This window comes from Emticicia sp. CRIBPO, from assembly GCF_009905725.1.
Taxonomy (GTDB): domain Bacteria; phylum Bacteroidota; class Bacteroidia; order Cytophagales; family Spirosomataceae; genus Leadbetterella.
Genome location: NZ_JAAAKV010000011.1, coordinates 19,280 through 42,057, shown reverse-complemented (window position 1 = coordinate 42,057; position 22,778 = coordinate 19,280). Strand labels below are relative to the sequence as shown.

At 43.4% G+C, this 22,778-nt stretch carries 19 protein-coding genes; 17 read left to right on the top strand and 2 right to left on the bottom strand.

Going from position 1 to position 22,778, the window contains the following annotated elements:
* Positions 1-18: 18 nt before the first annotated feature.
* Positions 19-567, bottom strand: coding sequence for a hypothetical protein (locus GVN16_RS21015; RefSeq protein ID WP_166565921.1), 549 nt, complete (start codon positions 565-567; stop codon positions 19-21).
* A gap of 41 nt (positions 568-608) precedes the next feature.
* The gene (locus GVN16_RS21010; RefSeq protein ID WP_229244282.1) at positions 609-2,258 is read right to left on the bottom strand and encodes a M28 family peptidase; all 1,650 of its coding nucleotides are present in this window, start codon (positions 2,256-2,258) and stop codon (positions 609-611) included.
* 215 nt (positions 2,259-2,473) lie between these two features.
* Between GVN16_RS21010 and GVN16_RS21005 the strand changes: the two genes are divergently transcribed.
* From GVN16_RS21005 to nuoH, 17 genes are all read left to right on the top strand, one after another.
* Positions 2,474-4,081, top strand: coding sequence for a GMC family oxidoreductase (locus GVN16_RS21005; RefSeq protein WP_166565920.1), 1,608 nt, complete (start codon positions 2,474-2,476; stop codon positions 4,079-4,081).
* Positions 4,082-4,527: 446 nt separating this feature from the next.
* On the top strand, positions 4,528-6,951 hold the full coding sequence (gene pheT / locus GVN16_RS21000) for a phenylalanine--tRNA ligase subunit beta (RefSeq protein WP_166565919.1): 2,424 nt from the start codon (positions 4,528-4,530) through the stop codon (positions 6,949-6,951).
* An 11-nt stretch (positions 6,952-6,962) separates the two neighbouring features.
* Positions 6,963-7,352 carry a hypothetical protein gene (locus GVN16_RS20995; RefSeq protein ID WP_166565918.1) on the top strand — a complete coding sequence of 130 codons (390 nt, stop codon included), beginning with the start codon at positions 6,963-6,965 and terminating at the stop codon, positions 7,350-7,352.
* Between the two features lie 18 nt (positions 7,353-7,370).
* Positions 7,371-7,658 (top strand): cell division protein ZapA, encoded by a 288-nt coding sequence (locus GVN16_RS20990; protein WP_166565917.1) that lies wholly within the window; start codon positions 7,371-7,373, stop codon positions 7,656-7,658.
* Between the two features lie 88 nt (positions 7,659-7,746).
* Positions 7,747-9,312: a ribonuclease Y gene (rny, locus tag GVN16_RS20985; RefSeq protein WP_166565916.1), complete on the top strand. Its 1,566-nt coding sequence runs from the start codon at positions 7,747-7,749 to the stop codon at positions 9,310-9,312.
* A 412-nt stretch (positions 9,313-9,724) separates the two neighbouring features.
* Positions 9,725-11,431, top strand: a complete 1,707-nt coding sequence (locus GVN16_RS20980; RefSeq protein ID WP_166565915.1) for a lipopolysaccharide assembly protein LapB — start codon at positions 9,725-9,727, stop codon at positions 11,429-11,431.
* A 129-nt stretch (positions 11,432-11,560) separates the two neighbouring features.
* Positions 11,561-12,133, top strand: a complete 573-nt coding sequence (locus GVN16_RS20975; protein WP_166565914.1) for an adenylate kinase — start codon at positions 11,561-11,563, stop codon at positions 12,131-12,133.
* 82 nt (positions 12,134-12,215) lie between these two features.
* Positions 12,216-13,199, top strand: coding sequence for a GTPase ObgE (obgE, locus tag GVN16_RS20970; RefSeq protein ID WP_166565913.1), 984 nt, complete (start codon positions 12,216-12,218; stop codon positions 13,197-13,199).
* Between the two features lie 88 nt (positions 13,200-13,287).
* Positions 13,288-15,546, top strand: a complete 2,259-nt coding sequence (locus tag GVN16_RS20965) for a sialate O-acetylesterase (protein ID WP_166565912.1) — start codon at positions 13,288-13,290, stop codon at positions 15,544-15,546.
* Positions 15,547-15,875: 329 nt separating this feature from the next.
* Positions 15,876-16,250: an NADH-quinone oxidoreductase subunit A gene (locus GVN16_RS20960; protein ID WP_166565911.1), complete on the top strand. Its 375-nt coding sequence runs from the start codon at positions 15,876-15,878 to the stop codon at positions 16,248-16,250.
* A gap of 34 nt (positions 16,251-16,284) precedes the next feature.
* Positions 16,285-16,827: an NADH-quinone oxidoreductase subunit B gene (locus tag GVN16_RS20955; RefSeq protein ID WP_166565910.1), complete on the top strand. Its 543-nt coding sequence runs from the start codon at positions 16,285-16,287 to the stop codon at positions 16,825-16,827.
* Positions 16,828-16,854: 27 nt separating this feature from the next.
* Positions 16,855-17,355 carry an NADH-quinone oxidoreductase subunit C gene (locus tag GVN16_RS20950; protein WP_166565909.1) on the top strand — a complete coding sequence of 167 codons (501 nt, stop codon included), beginning with the start codon at positions 16,855-16,857 and terminating at the stop codon, positions 17,353-17,355.
* An 11-nt stretch (positions 17,356-17,366) separates the two neighbouring features.
* A complete protein-coding gene (locus GVN16_RS20945; RefSeq protein ID WP_166565908.1) occupies positions 17,367-18,608 on the top strand; it encodes an NADH-quinone oxidoreductase subunit D in 1,242 nt (413 codons plus the stop codon).
* 24 nt (positions 18,609-18,632) lie between these two features.
* The gene (gene nuoE / locus GVN16_RS20940; protein ID WP_166565907.1) at positions 18,633-19,130 is read left to right on the top strand and encodes an NADH-quinone oxidoreductase subunit NuoE; all 498 of its coding nucleotides are present in this window, start codon (positions 18,633-18,635) and stop codon (positions 19,128-19,130) included.
* A gap of 2 nt (positions 19,131-19,132) precedes the next feature.
* A complete protein-coding gene (gene nuoF, locus GVN16_RS20935) occupies positions 19,133-20,482 on the top strand; it encodes an NADH-quinone oxidoreductase subunit NuoF (RefSeq protein WP_166565906.1) in 1,350 nt (449 codons plus the stop codon).
* Positions 20,483-20,509: 27 nt separating this feature from the next.
* Positions 20,510-21,601: a 2Fe-2S iron-sulfur cluster-binding protein gene (locus GVN16_RS20930; RefSeq protein ID WP_166565905.1), complete on the top strand. Its 1,092-nt coding sequence runs from the start codon at positions 20,510-20,512 to the stop codon at positions 21,599-21,601.
* A gap of 29 nt (positions 21,602-21,630) precedes the next feature.
* Complete coding sequence (nuoH, locus tag GVN16_RS20925) at positions 21,631-22,773, top strand: NADH-quinone oxidoreductase subunit NuoH (RefSeq protein ID WP_166565904.1); 1,143 nt, start codon at positions 21,631-21,633, stop codon at positions 22,771-22,773.
* The last annotated feature ends 5 nt before the right edge of the window (positions 22,774-22,778 follow it).

Below are 22,778 nucleotides of genomic sequence, written 5' to 3'. Positions count from 1 at the left end.
TCTACCTTTCTCCTGCTTTTATCTGTAACGCCCCATAACCCTCATCATCCTTAACCTGTTGTAATGCTGAAGTAAAACAGGATAAACATTGAAAATGATATTGGTCAATGTGATGATGAGGCCCCAGAGCCAGTATTGACAGATAAGAGCGTAAATGCCCGCCAAAAGAAAGAAGATGAACATCATCAGGTGGAATTTCTCGTTCACAAATCCCTTCCTCTTTAGCTTTTCTATAGATTTTTTGTTACGGATGGCTTCATAATCCGGGGTTTTTCTCCTGATAAACTGGTTGATAAGAACGCCATCCTGTGTAAATTTCTGAGCAAATCTGACCCCTGCTTTTCTATAAAATGCAGGCGACTTGCTGATTGTGAATTTATCCAGCCATTTTTCGGGAATCAGCATACCGGTCACACTGATAGCCAGGAATATATAAAACCAGCGGTTGTACATATATACATAACAAAAGTAACTCACCGGCCCGAAACTGATAACCGACCAGAAAACATTGATCAGTTGATTTAGCCCGTAGGCCGTCAGGTTGGCTTTTGATAGAGTTGTACTCACTGTAAAAAGCAGGACACCTGTGCGGGTGTCCTGGATTTTGATTATTTACCGGAAAATCTTTTGCCAAAAAAATCACCTTTGTTCCAGGTTGGCCTGGCCGTTTCAGTGCTGACATAATACCCGATCAGGAAATTGACCTTGGCGTGTGTTGCTCCGCCATCAAAATCAAAGGCCTGGTTCATATCGTCTTTAGGGGTGTGATAAATGGTGCTCCTCCAGGCCACATCCGATTTAGACCTGTCAACCGTATCTGAAGCCACAGTCATAAAACCACTTTTGATAAACAAGGCCGGAACTCCTTTTTTAATAAAGCTGAAGTGATCACTTCTGATAAACACGACCTGCTCAGGAAACGGATCAGGACTGATTTTTAATTTCAGGACCTTGGTAGCGGCATCCACCTGTTTCGAAAGGCTGGAATGCTGGTAACCGTATGGAACAATGTCAAGGACCGGGTGAAAGAAGAACGGCATGTCAATCGAGAGGTTGGCCACCACGTTTTCTTTTTTAATACCCGGCAGGTTACTGATAAAATAGTCAGAGCCCAGTAAACCATACTCCTCAGCAGTCACAACGGTAAACAAGACAGAGCGTTTGGGAGCTGCGGGCAAAGCTTTATAAGCTGCGGCGATCTGTAGTAAAATAGATGGGCCGGAGGCATTGTCATGAGCTCCGTTATAAAGAGAGTCGCCGTTTACCGCCGCACCAATCCCGAAATGGTCTACGTGAGCCGCATACACCACATATTCATCCTTAAGTTTAGGGTCTGAGCCGGGGATGATCCCCACAAGGTTAGAGCCGTCTACAAACTGGAATTTAGTAGATACTTTCAGGTCGGCACTCAGTCCCAGGTCAAATGACAAGGGTTTGCCTGATTTGATCTGGGTATAAACCTCCCCGATGATTTTACCGGAATTGGCAAATAGTTTTTTGGCACTGGTATAGTTCATAGTACTCACACTTTTCAATCCTTCATAGGCATTGGCGGGTTTTCCCTGAGGGTCTACCCATCTAAAAGCCCCTTGTTTTCCCCTTCTTACAGTAGCTACCCACGAGGTCCTGCTGTTGTCCGGCATCGAAAAGCCGATAAAGCCCACAGCCCCTCTTTTGATGGCTTCGGCAAACTTGGCATCTCTTGACGTAAAATAAGCCCTTTCATTGGATGGGAAAGTCTCTGGAGCCTGATCAATCACCACCACGATTTTACCCTTGACATCAAGATCTTTATAATCGTCATAACCAAGATCAGGGGCAGAAATGCCGAAACCCGCAAATGCCAGCGGAGCTTTTACAGAGGCCGTTTCATTAAAGTAATACGGACTCATGACATAATCCTTTCCATAGCCAAGTGCTTCGGTCTCTCCATTATTGATAATACTAAAACCACAGCCGGATTCTTCAATAGTTCCTTTTTGCAAAGGTACTTTCTGTATATAAGATTTTCCGTCGACACCGGGTTTGAGACCAAGGGCCATAAACTGGGTTTCCACATATTTGGACGCTACGGCAAATCCCCTCGTGCCCGGCTGACGGCCCTCCAGCAGATCATCAGACAGGAAAGTCATGCTTGCTTTAATGCCGTCCGGGTTGATCGCTTTAAGGGCATTGTTAATGGCCGGCGTGGTTTGACTTGTTGAGGTCAGGCAGGATGCCAGCATAAAAAGTAAAGGTAAAATAGTCTTTCTGATCATTTTTATACGCTGTTTTTTTGAAGGTATTGTTTAGGGTAAATGATGGCTTTTTACATCAGCTATTCAAATCTATCTAATTTTCGTCAGAAAATCCAACATAATTGACCCGGCGATAAGGTCTGTTTTTAATTGAAGTCTTATTGAAGAAGTGTTTTATAATAATTCTTTTATCTTTTTGTATATTGTCCTGATTTTTACCCAACCTATTCCTGGTTATGAAATTTGACTACATCATCATCGGAGCCGGATCTGCCGGCTGTGTATTGGCCAACAGGCTCAGTGCCGATCCTTCCAATCAGGTTTTGCTGATTGAATCGGGCGGGAAAGATACCAAACTGGAGATCCATGTTCCTGCGGCTTATTCTAAGTTAAACAGGACCGAAGTAGACTGGGGTTTTTCTACAGAGCCTCAGAAACATGTCCTTAACCGCAGGATTTACCTGCCCAGGGGAAAGACTCTCGGAGGCTCCAGTTCTGTCAACGCCATGGCTTATGTAAGAGGAAATGCAGAAGATTATAATGACTGGGCAGCTCTGGGCAATAAAGGATGGGCTTATAGTGATGTGCTGCCGTATTTTAAAAAATCAGAACATAATGAACAGATTGCGGATCAGTATCACGGGCAGGGAGGAGAGTTGAATGTGACCTATCCGAAGAAATTCAGGACACCATTTGCGGAAGCTTTTGTGGAAGCCTGTATTGAAACCGGTTTTTCAGACAATAAAGACCTGAACGGAGCCAGCCAGGAAGGAGCCGGCCTGATTCAGTTTACGATCAAGGACCAGAAAAGGCACAGCGGGGCCACTGCGTTCTTAAAACCGGTCATGGGCAGAGTCAATCTGAAAGTCATGATCAAAATCCAGGTGAAAAGAATCATCGTGGAGAATGATAAGGCGGTCGGAGTGGAAGTGATCTCCGGCAAAAACAACACAGAACAGATCCGGGCTTCAAAAGAAGTTATTTTGTCTGCCGGGGCCTTTTGTTCGCCCCAGATTTTGTTGTTGTCGGGAATCGGCGATGCTTCTGAACTGGCGTTCCAGGATATTAAGCTGGTAAAAGAACTGCCCGGTGTGGGCAAAAATCTACAGGATCACCTCTTCACCGGTGTCAGTGCTCTGTCTACGACACAAAGAGGCCAGAATCATAACCTTTCTGCCATGAACCAGGTAAAAGGACTGGTGCAATATTTTTTAACCAAAACCGGACCTTTCACGATAAGTCCGCTCGAAGCCCTGGCCTTCGGAGCCATTGATCCGGCTAAAGACACGAGGGTGGATTATCAGCTTCATTTTGTGCCGATTCAGATCGGAGACGATTATAAAGTTGATATGTACGATACCGATACTTTTCCGCTGATAGATGGCTATACTGTATTACCTACCCTTCTGAGACCGGAAAGCAGGGGTTTTGTTGGGATATCTTCCGCTAATCCCCTTGACGCTCCTGTGATCCAGCCGAATTTCCTGGAAAGTGAGAATGACCGGCAGTTGCTGCTCAAAGCCACCAAAAAAGCCATGGAAGTAATGCGTACGAAGGCATTCGAGCCCCATTCAAAAAAGATCATCACCCCGCCGGACTACAGCTCTGATGATGCGATTATGCACCATATCAAAATGCAGCTGGAAACCGTCTATCATCCGGTCGGTACCTGTAAAATGGGCCACGACGAAATGGCCGTAGTGAATGACAAGCTGCAGGTACACGGCATCGAAAGCCTGAGGGTGGTGGATGCGTCTATTATGCCCAACATTGTTTCAGGCAACACCAATGCCCCGGTATACATGATTGCAGAAAAAGCATCCGACATGATTCTTGGCAAATAGCTGTTAGCAGTTAGCCATTGGCTTTTTGGCTGTTAGTTTTTTTGAGAGCTGATCTTAACATTGTATGAGAAACGGGTAAAACGAAACCGGGCCTCAGAGCCCCAATCCTGTTTCTCCATTTGCTCCGTGCCTCCAGGCAAGAGAAAGCCGGTGGCAAGTAAAAGGACTATCCTCCAATATTCTGTCATTCACTCATTCCTTCATTGAAAATTAAATCCCCACCAATATTCTGTCATTTACTCATTCCTTCACTTAAAATTAAATCTCCCACCAATATTCTATCATTCACTCATTCCTTCACTTAAAATTAAATCCCCCACCAATATTCTATCATTCTCTCATTCATTCACTGAAAATTAGACCACCCATTGAAAATTGATTACAGCTTTTCCTATCTTTGCATTTTATTGAAAAACAGAGGTAAAGGCATAATCACAGAATCATAGATGAAGATTTCGTACAATCAATTAAAAACTTTAATAAAAATTGATCAATCGCCGGAGGAACTCGGCAAAATATTGACGTCCACAGGACTCGAAGTAGAAGGTATTGAAAAGATAGAACAGGTGGAAGGTGGTTTGGAAGGTGTGGTGATAGGCGAAGTAAAAACCTGTGAAAAACACCCTGATGCGGATAAACTTAACTTGACAACCGTAGATGCCGGCCAGGGAGAATTGCTGAACATTGTCTGCGGAGCCCCCAATGTAGCGGCCGGACAAAAAGTGATCGTGGCTCTGATTGGAGCAAAACTCTATCCTACAGAAGGTGAGCCTTTTGTTATTAAAAAATCCAAAATCAGAGGAGCTGCTTCAGAAGGTATGCTTTGTGCCGAAGATGAAATCGGCCTGGGGCATTCTCACGCAGGTATCATGGTGTTGGATACGGATTTACCGAACGGTACCCCGGCCATTAAATACCTCGACCTGGAGCCTGACTATATGATCGAAATCGGTCTGACACCTAACAGGGCTGATGCCGCTTCACATTTTGGTGTGGCCAGAGACATCAAAGCTGTTTCAGGAGAAACCATTGTTTTGCCGGATACGAGTTCATTTGTGGCCGGAGAAACAAAAGGTTCAATTGAGGTAAGCGTAGAGAATAATACAGATTGCCCGCGTTTCTGTGGCCTGGAGATCAGGGGAGTGGAGGTGAAAGAATCTCCCGAGTGGCTGAAAGCCTTCCTGAGAACGATCGGCGTCAATTCCATCAATAATATCGTAGACATTACCAATTATATCTGTCACTATCTTGGTCAGCCAATGCACATTTTTGATGCCGACCAGATTGACGGAAAGCAGCTGATTGTTAAAACACCAGAAAAAGATACTCTGGTGACCACCCTCGACGGTACAGAAAGAAAACTGTCAGGATATGACCTGGCCATTTGCAATGCTTCAGGACCTATGGCCATTGCCGGGGTTTTTGGTGGAATCAACTCTGGCGTAAAAGCTGAAACCAAAAATATTTTTCTTGAAGTCGCCTATTTTAACCCGGCGGCTGTCAGGAAAACAGCTTCATTCCACGGTCTGAAAACAGATGCCTCATTCAGATATGAAAGGGGTACTGATCCTAATATGCCTCCTTTTGCTATTAAAGTGGCAGCATTGCTGGTAAAAGAACTGGCAGGCGGTCAGATAGCGGATATCATCGATGTCTATCCCGATCCTGTTCAGGATTTTGAGATAACCCTGAAGTATAAAAACATCAACCGCCTGATAGGTAAAACCCTGGATGCCGGGCTGATCCGTAAAATACTGGAAAGCCTCGACATCAAAGTGGTATCAGAAGACGCTGAAACATTAAAAGTGAATGTGCCACCTTACAGGGTGGACGTGCAGCGTGAAGCCGACGTCATTGAAGAAATTCTGAGAATTTACGGATTCGAAAATGTGGAGGAGTCTGCCTATCTGCAATCAGATTTTATTTCAAATTTCCCGGTGAATGATCCGGACGATCTGAAAATCAGACTTTCAGAACTGTTATCATCAAGAAGTTTTCATGAAATTCAGACCTTATCGATCGTTAAGCCTTCTGAAAACCAGGCCCTGAAAGAATCTGTAAAAGGCGGAGAAGTTAAATTGCTGAATCCTTTGAGTGAGGAATTGTCCGTGATGCGTCAGGGATTATTGTTTTCAGGCTTAAATGCACTGGCCTACAACATCAACAGACGCAGCCGCGATCTGAAGTTTTTTGAGTTCGGGAGATCTTATCACAGACAGGTGACAGACCAGGGCTCTAAAATAAAAGAATCCAAGGTGCTGGGTGTCTGGCTGACAGGGAATAAAAACGCTGAAACATGGAAGTCAAAATCTGAAAGCGTAAGTTTCTATGACCTTTCGGAGCTGGTAAAGGTGATCCTTGAAAGCATGAAGATCTCGGGCTTCAAAACCTCTGAAACCCAGTCGTCATTGTTTGAATATGGAGTATCATACCTCTACAAAAACAAAGAGATCGTCAGTTTCGGTAGCGTGCATCCTTCCAATCTTAAGTTTGCCGACGTAAAGCAGCAGGTGTTTTATGCTGAGTTTGACTGGGATTTGCTGACTAAGTCTTACACTCCGGAAGTTAAGTTTACAGAAATACCAAAATATCCGGAAGTAAGGAGAGATTTGTCATTGGTAGTGGACAAAGCCGTTAAATTCTCCCAGATCGAAGCCCTTGCTTCTTCTGCCGAGCGTAAACTGCTGAAGTCGGTTAATCTTTTCGACATTTACGAAGGTGATAAACTGGAGGCAGGTAAGAAGGCCTACGCCGTAAGTTTCACTTTACTGGATGAAGAAAAGACATTGAACGATACGCTGATCGATAAAACCATGCAGAGGCTGATGGGAGCCTTTGAAAAAGAACTGGGTGCAATCATCAGAAAATAACAAAAAAGGGCATGGCAAAGACCAACACGAAGTTTGAAAATGAGAATGCGTTTTTGCTGGCCAAGTTTGAGGAAATTGCCGTATTGGTGGAGCATCAGAAAGTGCTGAAAGCCAGTTTAAATCAGCAATTACTTGGATTAAAATACGAGAAAGAAGAACTAAAAAAAGAAATTGAAGCCCTTAAGAAGAAAAATTCTATTTTAAAGGCGGAAATCGGTGATTTGAAAAATAAATTAGAGAAAGAGCGTACTTTACTACCTCAAAACTTTAAAATTAAAAATAAAATCATTAAGATTGTATCCGATATTGATGAAAAAGAGACAGGTTCCGGGAATTTGAAGGAATTAGTAGAATCATTGATAGATGAAATAGATCATTGTATTCATCTATTGGAAAAGTAAAAGAGAGCTTTAAAGCCTATGGAGTCGGAAAAAATAAAAACGGTTCTGAACATTAATGGGGATTTATACCCGTTCAGAGTGAAGCCTGAAGACGAACCATATTTCAGAGAAGCAAAAGATATAATAAACGAGCGGTTGGCTTCCCTTAAAAACGATTATTCAGCCTACACCACTTCAGAAAAACTGATGGGAGTAGTAGCGATAGAAGCCCTTGTGGATGCTTTGCAGGTCAACGAGAAATACCAGAAGTTGCGTGAAGTAGCTCAGGAACGTTTAAATAATATTGAACTCAGATTCGACAACTGATTCCTCCTGTTTTCATACCTTTCTTTTTGCAGTAAATATCCCACCGGAACGGAGTTTCGGAATCACATTTTATTTACTCTATAATTATATGTCACAATACTTATTATTAATCCTGGGTCTGCTTGGTGGATTAGCGGGAGGTTTTTTTGTAGGGCAGTCACTGCTCAAAAAGAATTTAAAGAATCAGGAAGAAGAAGCAGAACGTAAAGCTGCCGATATCATACGCAATGCCAACGCCAACGCCGAAAGCGTCAAAAGAGACAAGATGCTGGAAGCCAAAGAACACTATCTGAAACTCAAAACAGAGTTTGAAGACGATTCCAACAGACGTAAAAACATCATCATCCAGAATGAGCAGAAGGTGAAGCAAATGCAGCAGCAGGCCGCTCAGATGATAGAACAGAACAAAAGAGCCGAAACGGATCTTGAAGCCAAAAATGTCAAGCTGAATGATCAGCTGGAAATCGCTAATAAGAAGAAGGAAGAAGCCGATAAGCTACATCAGCAGCAGGTAACCCAGCTGGAAAAAATAGCTAACCTGACCGCAGAGCAAGCCAAACAACAACTGGTAGACGCCCTTAAAAGTGAAGCGGAATCAAAAGCTTCAAGCTTTGTGAAGCAGGCCATTGAAGAAGCCAAACTTTCGGCAACCAAAGAAGCCAAGAAAATTGTCATCGAAACCATTCAGAGGACCGCTGCAGAGCAGGCCATTGAAAACTGTGTTTCGGTATTCAACATCGAAAGTGACGAAATCAAAGGTAAGATCATCGGTCGTGAAGGTCGTAACATCCGTGCCCTGGAAGCCGCCACAGGTGTGGAGATCATCGTGGATGATACCCCTGAGGCCATTGTTATTTCAAGCTTTGATCCGGTAAGGAGAGAGGTAGCCCGTTTGTCATTGCACAGACTGGTGCAGGACGGAAGGATTCACCCGGCCCGTATCGAAGAAATTGTCAATAAGACAAGGAAAGACATTGATAATGAAGTGATCGAAATCGGGGAGAGAACGGTCATCGACCTGGGCATCCACGGTTTGCACCCTGAACTGATCAAAATGGTCGGAAGGATGAGATTCAGATCATCTTACGGACAAAACCTTCTTCAGCACTCACGCGAAGTAGCCAAACTTTGTGCTACCATGGCAGCTGAAATGGGCTTGAACGTTAAATTAGCCAAAAGAGCCGGTTTACTGCATGATATCGGGAAAGTAAATCAGGAAGAGTCGGATCTGCCCCATGCTATCCTGGGTATGGAAATGGCCAAAAAATACAAGGAGAACCCTGAGGTTTGTAACGCCATCGGTGCTCACCACGATGAAATTGAAATGACTTCTATGATTTCGCCGATCATCCAGGTTTGTGATGCCATTTCAGGTTCAAGACCGGGTGCCCGTCGTGAAATGATGGAATCTTACGCCAGACGTCTCCGTGACCTTGAAGACCTGGCACTGTCGTTCAATGGTGTTGAAAAATGCTACGCCATCCAGGCCGGACGTGAACTGAGGGTCATTGTAGATGCTGAGAACTGTTCTGATGAACAAGCCAGCCAGATGTCATTCAATATTTCGCAGAGGATAGAAAAAGAAATGCAATATCCTGGTCAGATCAAAGTCTGCGTCATCAGAGAGATGAGAAGCGTGGCTTATGCCAAATAATATTCTTAAGTAACAATATGGAAACACCCCGGATCCCCGGGGTGTTTTTTTGTTTCGCTATTTATTAATTTTAATATTCGAAGAATAAATTGAGGAATTTTTAGTTAATCGGAAAAGACTCAAAAAGTTTTTTAAAATATTTTTCAAAAAGTTATAAATTTCGACGGAAAGATGGTTTGAACTAAGTTTTTAGTGAAAAGCTCTCAGAAAAGCCTGAGATCGCGAAAAAACATATGTTTCTTAACATTTCATTAATAAAATATGGGCTCTGAATACAATCTAATTGAAAAAAAGGAAGCAATAAATTTTCAAAATGATTTATTTAACCAATGAAAACTTTTAAATTGCATTCTTTAAATTATTTATTCTATCAAATAACCTTATTACTTAAGACGTCAAGATGATCAAAATTATGAAAACTCTAGCATTAACGGGGGTGCTGTTTTTTGGGGTATTATTTTCCGCTAAATCACAGAGTGTGGATGATGCTGTAAAACATTTGGATGCTGAACGTTACACCGCCGCAGCAAAAGCTATTGACCAGGTAATAGCGACCAATCCTTCTACGGATGCTTATTTTGTTAAAGGTTATTCTTTATTGAGAAGCACAGCTGAGTCACTTCAGGCTGACGTGATTAAACAAGCTCAGGAAGCTTTCGAAAAAGGAAATGCTCTGGACAAGAAAGGTGATCCTCTGAACACAGTGGGTCTTGGTATGGTAAAATTGGCTTCTAAAGATATTGCCGGTGCCAAGTTGATCTTTGATGAAGTTTTGAAAAGAACCAAATCAAAAGATGTGGAGATATTGTACAGAGTAGGTGAGGCTTACACGCTTTTCCCGGGTGCAACTGACCCTGCTGAAGCCATCATTAACCTGAATATGGCTCTTGAAAAGTCGAAAGTGAAAGACAATCCTGAGATTTATATCGCTTTGGCTGATGCTTACCTGATCAAAGGTGAAGGTGGAGATGCTATGAACGCTCTTCAGAATGCTGAAAGACTGAATAAAAAACAAGCCAGAATCTATGAAAAAATGTCTAAGATCTGGTTACAGAGTAAAAACTATAAAGAAGCAAAGGAAACCATAGACAAAGGTGTTGCTGCCGATCCGGAACATGCTCCTATCTATAAATACCTGAGCTCATTCAATCAGACTTTCGCGAAATTTGACTTGTCAGCAGCCGCTGCTAAAAAATATCTTGAGAAAAGTGACGGAGACTGTAAAGCGAAACTGCGTTATGTAAAGCTGGCCTTCATCGCTAAAGATTATGATAACGTGTTGAAAACCATCAACGATATCAAAAGCTGCAGCAATGACCCGATCGTGCTTCGTCTGGCTGGTATAGCCAAGTTTGAGCAGAAGCTGCCTCTTGAAGCGATTGAGCTTTTGAAGAAGTATGTGGAAACTGCTCCTAAAGAGGAAATATTAGGTTTGGATTATGGCTATATGGGTAGATCTTATCTTGATATCCCTGCTGAAGAGCCTGTAAAAAGCCAGAATGATTCACTGGGTATGATTTATGTAGAAAAAGCGGTTGCTTTAGGTGACACTGCCTTTAACTACTACAAAGACCTGGCTGAAAGATTCAAAGCCGCTAAAAAATATGATAAGTCGGCGTTGTACCTTGAGAAATCACTTGCCACCAGCAAAAAACCTGATGTAGGTGATTACGCTAACCTGGGTATTCTTTACTATCAGCTTAAAAACTGGGAAAAAGCAGATACTACTTTTGGTAAGGTGTTAAGCGTTTACAAAGATGCCTGGCCGGCTGCTTATGCCATCAGGGCACAGATTCAGGTGTTCAGATACCAGGGCGATTCGACTTTCAGTGCCAATTACGGAGCTTATCCTTTGTACGAGAAGTTCCTGTCGCTTCTGCCTACTGAAGAACTGAGAGCAAAATCTGCCCGTGATGTGGTTGGAGCCCTGATCTATCTTGCAGGTAGAGAGTATGCAGTAACCAAAGACACTGCAAAAGCAGCAGCTTATCTGACAGAGGTGCTTAAATATGAGCCTAACAATGCAAGAGCGAAAGAGCTTCTTGACATGGTAAATGGAGTTACCCCGGTGACTACCGCACCTGCTGACAGTACAAAGCCTAAAGAAGGAAAGATATAATCAATGACCATATCTGGTTGAAAGTGAAGCCCGGAATTTATTTCGGGCTTCACTTTTTTCGTGTTTTATGCCGTCTCAATTGAAAAAAATAATATTTTTGCGTCCTGTTAAAAATTTAAACCATCCTATATGTTCAATTTAGTCATTTTTGGCCCTCCGGGTGCAGGGAAAGGTACTCAGTCAGAAAAAATAATTGAAAAATATCAGCTTGCTCATATTTCAACCGGAGATATGTTCAGAATGCACATTCAGAACGACACTGAACTGGGCACGAGAGTAAAGCAGATTCTGGCTGACGGGCTGCTGGTGCCTGATTCGATTACGATTGACATGCTTGAGGAAGAGGTAACCAGGAATAAAGACGTGAGAGGGTTTATTTTTGATGGTTTTCCACGCACGGTAAACCAGGCAGAGGCATTGGATGCCTTTCTGGAAGGCAAAGGCTGTAAGGTTGACCTGGTGTTACAACTTGACGTGGATCAGCAGGTGATCAAGGAAAGAATCGCTGAAAGAAAGAAAATAAGCGGAAGAGCGGATGACGACGAAAGCAAACTCGTGAAAAGAATTGATGAGTATTTCGAGAAAACCATCCATGTATTGCCTTATTACCAGGAACAGGGAAAGGTCGTGAAGATCAACGGGGTGGGAGATATCCAGGCCATTTTTGGCATGATATCAGAAGCCATTGATGCCGCTATATGATTGCCATAAAATCGAATTTGCCTTTTTATAAGGCATTTGTGGGTATTTATTGGTAAATTTGCAATTAAATTAATTTTAAAAGATGTCTTCAAACTTTATCGACTACGTAAAAATACATTGTAAATCCGGAAATGGGGGGGCAGGTGCCGTTCATTTCAGGAGAGAGAAATTTGTCGATAAAGGTGGTCCCGACGGTGGTGACGGTGGCAGAGGCGGTCATATTATCATCAGGGGTAACAAGCAGTTGTGGACATTGCTGCATTTAAAATATCAGAAACATATCAAGGCTGAAGGTGGATCAGCCGGAGGGAAAAGCCGTAGCTCTGGTGCCCAGGGCGAAGATATCATTATCGAGGTGCCTTTGGGCACTGTAGCTAAAGACTCTGAAAGCGGTAACCAGCTGGCTGAAATCATTGAAGACGGCCAGGAAATAATTTTGATGAGCGGGGGAAAAGGAGGACTCGGTAACACACACTTTAAGTCTTCTACCAAACAAACCCCTAATTATGCTCAGCCCGGAGAGTCCGGACAGGAAAACTGGGTAGTGTTTGAATTAAGGCTTCTGGCTGACGTCGGGCTGGTTGGGTTTCCTAATGCAGGAAAGTCAACATTATTGTCTGTAATGTCTGCTGCCAAGCCTGAAATCGCTGATTATCCTTTCACAACACTGACGCCAAACCTCGGCGTAGTGTCTTATAAAAGCTTCCAGTCTTTTGTGATGGCAGATATTCCCGGAATTATTGAGGGTGCATCACAAGGAAAAGGCCTTGGTCTTCGTTTCTTAAGACACATAGAGCGAAATTCAATTTTACTCTTTGTGGTGGATGGTTCGGGAGACGATCCTTTGAAAGAATATAAGACCTTGTTAAAAGAGCTGAAGAAGTACAATCCGGAGCTGCTGGACAAAAACAGAATCCTGGGTATTTCGAAGCTTGATTCTATGAGTGAAGAAACGAAAAAGAAAATATCAAAAAAAATCCCCAAGGACTTGTCTTACGTTTTCTTTTCATCCTTGACCAGCGAAGGGCTGTCCGAATTAAAGGATTTGATCTGGCATAGTATCTGATCCCGGACTTTATTGAGATAGTAGAATTTGTTAAAAAATAAATGAACCTGAAAAGGTTTACTGATTTTGTATTGCAACTTTTATGAACGTGAAAAGACTTATTGTTATCTTACTTTACTTTATTGTTTTTGAAGCAGCGGCTCAGGTTGAGGTGACTTATCCTGCTAACCGTATGGTATTTCAAAGAAATAAAGACAATCGCGGTACTGTTTTTATTGGTGGTACATTCAATTCAAACTCAGATAAAATCGAAGCCCGACTGGTTCCAGTCCAGGGCGGCTCTGCTGTAGACTGGACCGTCATTGATAATGGTCCGTCAAACGCCATCTTTACCGGTTCACTGACAGCTGACGGTGGTTGGTACAGACTGGAAGTCAGGAGTTCACTCGGCGGCGTTGTCAATTCAAGCTCATCAATTGAAAAAGTAGGGGTAGGAGAAGTCTTTTTGGTTTCCGGACAATCCAATGCACAGGGTTATTTCAATTACGGACAAAAAGGAGCACAGGACGACAGGGTCAATGCCATTACAAATTTTTTCTCTTACGGTTCTGAAAAACCCTATTTTCCCGAGTTCAGCCAGTTAAGGTCGGACGTGAGGATCGCTCCGCTGGGCCAGGGTGCCTGGTGTTGGGGTGAATTGGGAGATAAACTGGTAAGACGGCTCAACGTCCCGGTTTTGTTTATCAATGCAGCATGGGAGGGTTTTCATATCAATGCCTTCAGGATCAGTGCTGAGGGGCAATCAGGCAGGAATGTTTATTCAGGCTACGTGGCAGCCCCCGGATATCCCTATAACAGTCTGAAGGACGCATTAAATTATTATATTAATTCTCTGGGTATCAGAGCGGTGCTATGGCACCAGGGAGAAGCGGACAACTATCTCAGCACCTCTGCCTCTCAATATGCCAACGACCTGAGCTTTGTGATCGGTGCCACACGTCAGCATCTCAGTAAAAATATTTCATGGGTAGTTTCCAGGGTTTCAAGGGATGACAGAAGAACGAGTTACCAGCCGGTCATTGACGGGCAAAATACAGTGATTAACAATAACTCCAACGTTTTCCCCGGGCCTGAAACAGACAATATTTCAGACAGGGTAGACGGAGTCCATTTTTCAGCTTCCGGCTTAGGCCTTCTGGCAGAGTACTGGAGCAATTACCTGGGCGATGCATTTTTCCAGAACTCACAACCGCAGATGGCCAATGCTCCTTTAAGGGTTAACGCAAACTGTAACCCTTCCAGTTCTCAGCCTATCGGTTTGAATATGCCCGGGGCTTTCTCTGCATACGAATGGAGTACCGGCACCCGCAATGCTTCGGTGATTGTTGGCAACGGCTCTTACCAGGGGAAGGCATTTGACGGCAACGGAAATGTGTATTATACCCCGAAGCTGAATTATTTTCAGCAATTGTATGCCAACAAACCTTCGATCTCTGCGAGTGGGGCAACCAGTTTTTGTGATGGTAAAACGATATCACTGACTTCCAGCATCCAGGACGGGATTTTGTGGAGCAATGGATTTGTCAGCAGAACCATAGTAACGGGAACACCCGGATCTTACACCGTGACTTCTAAAAACGCCTATGGCTGTCAGAATACTTCGGATCCTTTGCAGATTGTCACCTTTCCTTTACCGCAACCTGTCATTACGGCTTCAGGCCGCCCGGATATCTGTTCGGATTCAGAACTTACGCTCACCTCAAACTTAAGTTCCAATATCCAGTGGAGTAACGGATTGACTATGGAGAGTATAAAAGTCAGGACTTCGGGGGATTATACCTTGAAAGCCACCAACGAATTCGGTTGCGAAAACACCACCGCACCGCTTAAAGTCACCGTTTACGATACGCCCTTGAGACCTGCCATTACCCAGTCGGGGGCCTTTACGCTGAGCAGTATAACCGGGGGCGATGTTCAGAATTTAAATTATGAATGGAAACTCGGAACGGGCATCCTGAATAATAATAAAGACATCCTGAAAGTAAGGGAAACCGGCTCCTATTCGCTTAATGTATTTAAAAGTTATACTCTGGCCGATAAATTTGTACTCCGTTGTACTTCTCCGGTGTCATCTGTCATTAACTTCCTGATCGACCCTTTTGAAGATGGGATCAGTATCTATCCTAATCCGCTTGAGGACGGCCTGCTGAAGATCGAAACCCTCGAGGATATTGACCATGCAGACGTTATCATTTATGATCTGGCCGGAAGACTGGTTTCGCAGTATTACGTTGATGTGTTTGATTCTCCTAAAATCTTTGATATTTCGAAACTGCCTTCATCACAGTATATCGTGATGGTAAAAAATAACCGGTTCAAGCTGTCAAAGAGAATTCTTAAAATCTGAGAACCGGCTGATTATCTGTAAATCAGGAAAATAATCCCGGCGGGTAGGGGTTCCCAAGGCAGGCCAATTGTACTTTTTCATGAAGGCGTTCCCGGGTTTCTGAACAATCATAAACGGCAGATTGGATTTATGGCCTTGTTTTTTGAAGGTTTTTGCTTGTTTTTGTTGTTTTTTTGATAATAATCCCTTCCGGTATTGCCCGGATTCCCTACTTTATACTTTTTTATTTAGAACCATTCCAATTATAGGTTCATAGGGCAAATTCTATAAATCATTTATTTTGTTTCTAATTATTACAGTAGTAATTTTGAATCATTAAATGATCATCAATGAAAGAATATTTGCCAATAGATTTCCTCCCTCTTTTAGTTCAGATCGGAGCTGCTGTCGGGTTTGTTGCTATGACTATCGTCGCTACCCATTATCTCGGGCCAAGATTAAAAAGCAAGAGAAAAGAAGACCCTTTTGAGTGCGGTATTGAATCGGTGGGTGATGCAAGAACACCTATATCAGTAAGATATTTTCTTATTGCTATTTTATTCGTACTTTTTGATGTTGAAATCATTTTCATGTATCCATGGGCTGTCAATTTCAAAAAACTGGGATGGTTTGGCTTCGGAGAAATGATATTATTCGTAGGTTTCCTGATGGCAGGTTTTTATTATATTGTTAAGAAAGGTGTTTTGGATTGGGAAAAGGAGTAAGCAGGCTTACTGTTAAAAATAATTTAAGAAGATTATGAGTACTGTAAAAATGGTAGAGGCTCCTGAAGGTTTGGAAGGGTCCGGTTTTTTTGCCACTTCATTAGATAAAGTTATTGGTTTGGCCAGAAGTCACTCACTCTGGCCTTTGCCGTTTGCGACCTCTTGTTGCGGAATCGAGTTTATGGCCACTATGGGCTCTCATTATGATATTTCAAGATTTGGTTCAGAAAGACCCAGCTTTTCGCCAAGACAGGCTGACCTTTTGATGGTGATGGGTACCATTGCCAAAAAAATGGGTCCGGTGGTGAAGCAGGTATATCTTCAGATGGCCGAGCCCCGCTGGGTGATTGCTGTCGGTGCATGTGCTTCTTCAGGAGGTATTTTTGATACTTATTCTGTTTTACAGGGAATTGACAGGATCATCCCTGTGGATGTCTATGTTCCGGGATGTCCGCCGAGACCGGAGCAGATTCTTGATGGTTTGATGCAGATCAGGGAAATCGCCAAAAACGAACCTCTGAGAAGAAGAAATTCCCCGGAGTATAAAGCATTGCTCGAATCGTACAAAATACTTTAACACAGGCAGCCTTAATTAAATTTTAATATGGTATCAAATCAGGAAGTAGTTGAAGACATTGTAGCTCATTTCGGTGAGAAACTTTTTAACCTGGAAGAACCTTACGGACTTCTTACGGTTACTACTCAAAGAGAAAATATACTTGAAGTGATCAGCTACCTCAATGATCATGAGAAATTCAGATTTACTTTTTTGACAGACATTACCGGAATTCATATTCCGGATAATAAAGGAGCGGAATTTGGTGTGATTTATCACATGCATAGCTGGGAAAACAATGTCCGGATAAGAATCAAAGTATTTTTATCTGAAAACGATATCAACATTCCATCAATGACCGGGATATTTGCCGGTGCCAACTGGATGGAAAGAGAGACCTTTGATTTTTACGGAATCATTTTCACAGGTCACCCGAACCTTAAAAGAATCCTTAATATTGATGAAATGGACTACTTCCCGATGAGGAAGGAATATCCATTGGAGGATGCAACCCGTGAAGACAAGATTGACGCATTATTTGGCAGATAAAAACATCTCAGATGACAGATCAAGAACTAATTATTCCTACCACTGCTAATGAGGCCCTGGCTCTCAATCAGCCGATTGTTGAGGATCATGAATATACTACCCTGAACTTAGGGCCAACTCACCCGGCTACCCACGGTATCTTCCAGAACATCCTGCAGATGGATGGTGACAGGATTGTATCCGGTGAGCAAACAGTTGGTTACATTCACAGGGCTTTTGAGAAAATAGCCGAAAGAAGGCCTTTTTATCAGATTACGACCCTGACGGACAGGATGAACTACTGTTCGTCACCTATCAATAACTTCGGATGGCACCTGACGGTTGAAAAGCTGTTAGGGATAAACGTTCCTAAAAGAGCTCAGTACATCCGTGTCATCATGATGGAGCTGGCCCGTATTTCAGACCACCTGATTTGTAACTCGATCCTCGGTGTGGATACCGGAGCCTATTCGGGTTTCCTGTATGTGATGCAGGAGAGAGAAAAAATATATGAGATTTACGAAGAGATGTGCGGTGCCAGGCTGACCACCAACATGGGTCGTTTCGGTGGTATGGAAAGAGACCTTTCGCCGACAGCTATTGCGAAGATCCGTGACCTGGTTAACAACAGTCTCCCGAGAATAATGGGGGAATTTGAGAAGATGTTTAACCGCAACAGGATTTTCATGGACAGGACGGTCAATGTAGGAGGTATCACAGGCAAAAGAGCCATGGAATATGGTTTTACAGGTCCTAACCTTCGTGCAGCCGGTATTGACTATGACGTCAGGGTGATGGAGCCGTACTCTTCCTATGAAGACTTTGATTTTGAGATACCTGTGGGTCACAATGGTGATACCTACGACCGCTTTATGGTCAGAAACGGTGAGATTCATGAAAGTATGAAGATTGTCCGTCAGGCTCTGGAGAACCTTCCTGAGGGGCCTTATTACGCTAACGAAGATCATTATTACCTTCCTCCGAAAAGAGAGGTTTACCGTAACATGGAAGCATTGATCTATCACTTTAAAATTGTGATGGGAGAAATTGATGCCCCGGCCGGTGAAGTGTATCAGGCCGTTGAAGGCGGAAACGGTGAAGTAGGCTTTTATCTCGTAAGTGACGGCGGAAGGGCTCCTTTCAGACTTCACTTCCGCAGACCATCTTTTATATATTACCAGGCTTACCCTGAAATGTGCAAAGGATTAACCATATCTGATGCTGTGGCGATCATGAGTAGTCTCAATGTGATTGCAGGTGAACTGGATGCTTAATTTAAGAAATAATTGAAAAACTATATGGCTGAAACAGCAACAAAAACAGCTTTTACAGCAGAGCGTTTAAAAAAGGTTGAGGAGATCATACAAAGATATCCTGAAGGAAGGCAGAAGTCGGCCCTGTTGCCGGTCTTGCACCTGGCTCAGGAACAGTTCGGATGGGTCAGTGCTGCAACCATGGATTATGTGGCGGAATTGCTCTCTATCCAGCCCGTTGAGGTTTATGAAGTCGCTACTTTCTACACCATGTTCCACCTGGAGCCTGTCGGAAAGCACGTGATCGAATATTGCCGTACAGGTCCTTGCTGCACCATGGGCGGAGAGGAAGTTTATGATTATCTGAAACAAAAACTAAATATAGAAACCGGGGAAACTACTTCTGACGGGGTTTTTACCATCAAAGAAGTGGAATGTCTGGCTGCCTGCGGCTGGGGCCCTTGCTTCCAGATCAGGGAGAAGTTCTATATGCACCTCAACAATCAGAAAATTGACGAAATTATTGAAGATCTGAGTAAATAATAATGGCAAATACAAAGAAAATATTATTGGAACATATCAACGTTCCGGGCATTGAAACCTACGAAGTTTACAGACAGAAAGGTGGCTATACCGGCGTTGAAAAGGCTTTAAAGAAACTGACTCCTGATGAAGTCGTGGAGGAAGTTAAAAAGTCAGGTGTGAGAGGAAGAGGAGGAGCGGGTTTTCCCATGGGTATGAAATGGAGCTTTCTGGCCAAGCCGGAGGGTGTGCCGAGATATCTCGTGTGTAACGCTGATGAGTCGGAGCCCGGTACTTTCAAAGACCATTACCTGATGAAATGCCTTCCGCACCTTCTGATCGAAGGGATGATCATTTCGAGTTATGCTTTAGGAGCCAATAAGTCATTTATTTATGTAAGAGGAGAGCTGATGTATGTCATCAGAATTCTCGAAAAAGCCATCGAAGAAGCTAAAGCGGCAGGTTTTCTGGGTAAAAATATTCTGGGAACAGGGTATGATCTCGAACTGGTGGTACAACCGGGCGGCGGAGCGTACATCTGCGGAGAAGAAACCGCTTTGCTGGAATCATTGGAAGGTAAACGCGGAAATCCGAGAAACAAACCACCTTTCCCAGCTGTCAAAGGACTTTATCAGTGCCCTACGGTAGTGAACAATGTGGAATCAATAGCCACGGTTTCATGGATCGTTAATAACGGTGGAGAGGAATACGCTAAAATAGGAGTTGGCAGAAGCACGGGAACGAAGTTGATTTCTGCTTCAGGACATATCAGAAAACCGGGGGTTTACGAGATAGAACTGGGCCTTCCGGTAGATGAGTTTTTAAATTCTGATGAGTATTGTGGCGGTATCCGCGACGGACACCATCTGAAGGCCGTGGTAGCCGGAGGTTCATCTGTGCCTATCCTTCCTGCCCATCTTTTCATGAAGACGGCTAACGGCGAAGGCAGGCTGATGTCCTATGAGTCACTTTCAGAAGGTGGTTTTGCCACAGGTACGATGTTGGGCTCAGGAGGGTTTATCGCTATGGATGAAACGACCTGTATTGTCAGAAACACCTGGAATTTCTCCCGGTTTTATCATCATGAATCATGCGGGCAATGCTCCCCGTGTCGTGAAGGTACCGGCTGGATGGAGAAAGTGCTTCACAGGATTGAGCACGGACATGGAAATATGAGAGACATCGACCTGTTGGTGGATGTAGCTAAAAAAATAGAAGGGAATACGATTTGCCCGTTGGGTGACGCAGCAGCATGGCCGATAGCCAGTGCCATCAGACACTTCAGAGATGAGTTTGAGTGGCATGTGACTAACCCCGGAGCCGCTTCAAAACCAGGGGCCGTTTATCAGCATTTAAATGAAATGTCTGTTTAAGATATTTAAATTTTAATAAAAGCATTAATGGAAAATATTGCACCTCAGCTTATAAAAGTAACAATTGACGGTAAGGAAGTTCAGGTTCCGGCAGGTACAAGCATTCTGGAAGCTGCCAGAATGATCGGACCGGAAGTAGCTCCTCCCGCTATGTGCTATTACAAGCCATTGAAAGGTACCGGAGGTAAATGCAGGGCATGTCTTGTGAAGGTAACGGCCGGTTCAGAAAAAGATCCGAGGCCTATGCCTAAGCTGGTGGCATCATGCATCACCCAGGCTCAGGACGGAATGAAAGTGGAGAATTACAGCAGCCCGGAGGTTATCGAAGCCAGAAAAGGTGTTGTGGAGTTCCTGCTCATCAATCACCCGCTGGATTGCCCGGTTTGTGACCAGGCAGGTGAGTGTCACCTTCAGGATTTCTCTTTTGAGCATGGCACCGGAGGTACGCGTTTTGAGGAAGACAGAAGGACTTTTGAAAGAGAAGACATCGGTGATAAGATACAGCTTCATATGAACCGTTGTATCCTTTGTTACAGGTGTGTTTATACTGCCGACCAGATTACCAACAAGAGGGTTCATGGTGTGATGAACCGCGGAGATCATTCGGAGATCAGTACTTATATTTCGAATGCCATCGATAATGATTTTTCAGGAAACATGATTGATGTTTGTCCGGTGGGTGCTTTAACCGACAAGACTTACAGATTCAAAAACAGGGTTTGGTTCTCTAAACCTGTAGATGCTCACTGTGATTGTGAGAAATGTTCAGGAAAAGTAACTTTGTGGTACAGAGGCGAGGAAGTCATCAGGGTAACTGCCAGGAAAAATCAGTGGGGTGAGGTAGAAGAGTTTATTTGCAATACCTGCAGATACGACCGTAAGAAAACTTCCGACTGGACCATCGAAGGGCCTATGAAAGTGGCCAGGCATTCTGTGATTTCAGCGAACAAGTACAGCAATAAATTAGTTGAAAAACCATCTTTTGCTTTGAAATATGCTGCTCAGAACTACAAAGAAGTAGATGACGACAGACCTTACGATAAAAATCTATCTGAAATTAAAAAGTCAGAAGATTACAAAGCTCTGATGGCTAAAAACGAAGAGTTTTTCTCGAAATAATTAATCCGGCATTAATAAATCATATTTGAATGGATTCGATTTTCATATTAAAGACCATTATTATACTTGTCATATTTGCAGTTTCTTTAGGTATCGCGGCCTATGAAACGTATTTTGAACGGGTAATTGCAGCTTACATCCAGGACAGGATCGGTCCTGATTATGCGGGCCCATTCGGGATACTGCAACCTCTTGCCGATGCAGGAAAGCTGTTTTTTAAAGAAGATTTTATTCCGACCAAGGCCGATAAGTGGCTTTTTATTCTCGGGCCGTCTTTAGCGATGCTTACGGCTTTGCTTACGTCGGCCGTTATTCCTTTTGGTGACTCTTTTATTTATGCAGGACAAGCGGTCCTTGTGCAGGGAATAGATGTTAATATTGGTATTCTGTGGGTTTTTGGTATCGTTTCATTAGGTGTTTATGGTATCCTGATTGGTGGATGGTCTTCGAATAACAAGTATTCACTTTACGGGGCCATCAGGGCAGCATCTCAGAATATTTCTTATGAGTTGGCCATGGGATTATCCATCATTGCCATCCTGATGATGTCTGAGTCTTTGTCTATCCGTAAAATCGTTGAAGATCAGCACGGCATCAACTGGAACATCTTTTATCAGCCTATGGGCTTTATTATTTTCCTGACCTGTGCTTTTGCTGAGTGCAACAGAACGCCTTTTGACCTTCCGGAATCTGAAAACGAACTGGTAGCCGGATATCACACAGAATATGGTTCAATGAAACTGGGTTTATACCTGTTTTCAGAATATGTAAACATGTTTGTGACTTCAGCGGTACTGGCTTCTTTATATTTTGGCGGATTTAATTATCCGGGTATGGATTGGGTGCATGGCTTCCTGGTGAAATCAACAAGCTTTACGGTGGGTCATAACCTGGCTACGGGTATCGGGATATTGGTTTTGTTAGGTAAAATATGCTTCTTTATATTTTTATTCATGTGGGTGAGATGGACCCTTCCGAGATTCAGATATGATCAGTTAATGAACCTGGGCTGGAAAGGGCTTTTGCCTTTGTCTGTCATTAACCTTGTGATAACCGCCGCGGCAGAGTTATCAGGCAAACCATTAATGGGTAGCTGGATAGGACTTGCCTGCTTTGCGGTCGTGTTAGGTTTGATCTGGCCTTTGATAAAACCAAAGAAAACAGCTGTTTAAAAGAT

Coding starts and splice junctions, on each gene's coding strand:
- GVN16_RS21010 (WP_229244282.1), bottom strand. CDS start 2,258: ATGATCAGAAAGACTATTTTACCTTTACTTTTTATGCTGGCATCCTGC.
- GVN16_RS21005 (WP_166565920.1), top strand. CDS start 2,474: ATGAAATTTGACTACATCATCATCGGAGCCGGATCTGCCGGCTGTGTA.
- pheT (WP_166565919.1), top strand. CDS start 4,528: ATGAAGATTTCGTACAATCAATTAAAAACTTTAATAAAAATTGATCAA.
- GVN16_RS20995 (WP_166565918.1), top strand. CDS start 6,963: ATGGCAAAGACCAACACGAAGTTTGAAAATGAGAATGCGTTTTTGCTG.
- GVN16_RS20990 (WP_166565917.1), top strand. CDS start 7,371: ATGGAGTCGGAAAAAATAAAAACGGTTCTGAACATTAATGGGGATTTA.
- rny (WP_166565916.1), top strand. CDS start 7,747: ATGTCACAATACTTATTATTAATCCTGGGTCTGCTTGGTGGATTAGCG.
- GVN16_RS20980 (WP_166565915.1), top strand. CDS start 9,725: ATGAAAACTCTAGCATTAACGGGGGTGCTGTTTTTTGGGGTATTATTT.
- GVN16_RS20975 (WP_166565914.1), top strand. CDS start 11,561: ATGTTCAATTTAGTCATTTTTGGCCCTCCGGGTGCAGGGAAAGGTACT.
- obgE (WP_166565913.1), top strand. CDS start 12,216: ATGTCTTCAAACTTTATCGACTACGTAAAAATACATTGTAAATCCGGA.
- GVN16_RS20960 (WP_166565911.1), top strand. CDS start 15,876: ATGAAAGAATATTTGCCAATAGATTTCCTCCCTCTTTTAGTTCAGATC.
- GVN16_RS20955 (WP_166565910.1), top strand. CDS start 16,285: ATGAGTACTGTAAAAATGGTAGAGGCTCCTGAAGGTTTGGAAGGGTCC.
- GVN16_RS20950 (WP_166565909.1), top strand. CDS start 16,855: ATGGTATCAAATCAGGAAGTAGTTGAAGACATTGTAGCTCATTTCGGT.
- GVN16_RS20945 (WP_166565908.1), top strand. CDS start 17,367: ATGACAGATCAAGAACTAATTATTCCTACCACTGCTAATGAGGCCCTG.
- nuoE (WP_166565907.1), top strand. CDS start 18,633: ATGGCTGAAACAGCAACAAAAACAGCTTTTACAGCAGAGCGTTTAAAA.
- nuoF (WP_166565906.1), top strand. CDS start 19,133: ATGGCAAATACAAAGAAAATATTATTGGAACATATCAACGTTCCGGGC.
- GVN16_RS20930 (WP_166565905.1), top strand. CDS start 20,510: ATGGAAAATATTGCACCTCAGCTTATAAAAGTAACAATTGACGGTAAG.
- nuoH (WP_166565904.1), top strand. CDS start 21,631: ATGGATTCGATTTTCATATTAAAGACCATTATTATACTTGTCATATTT.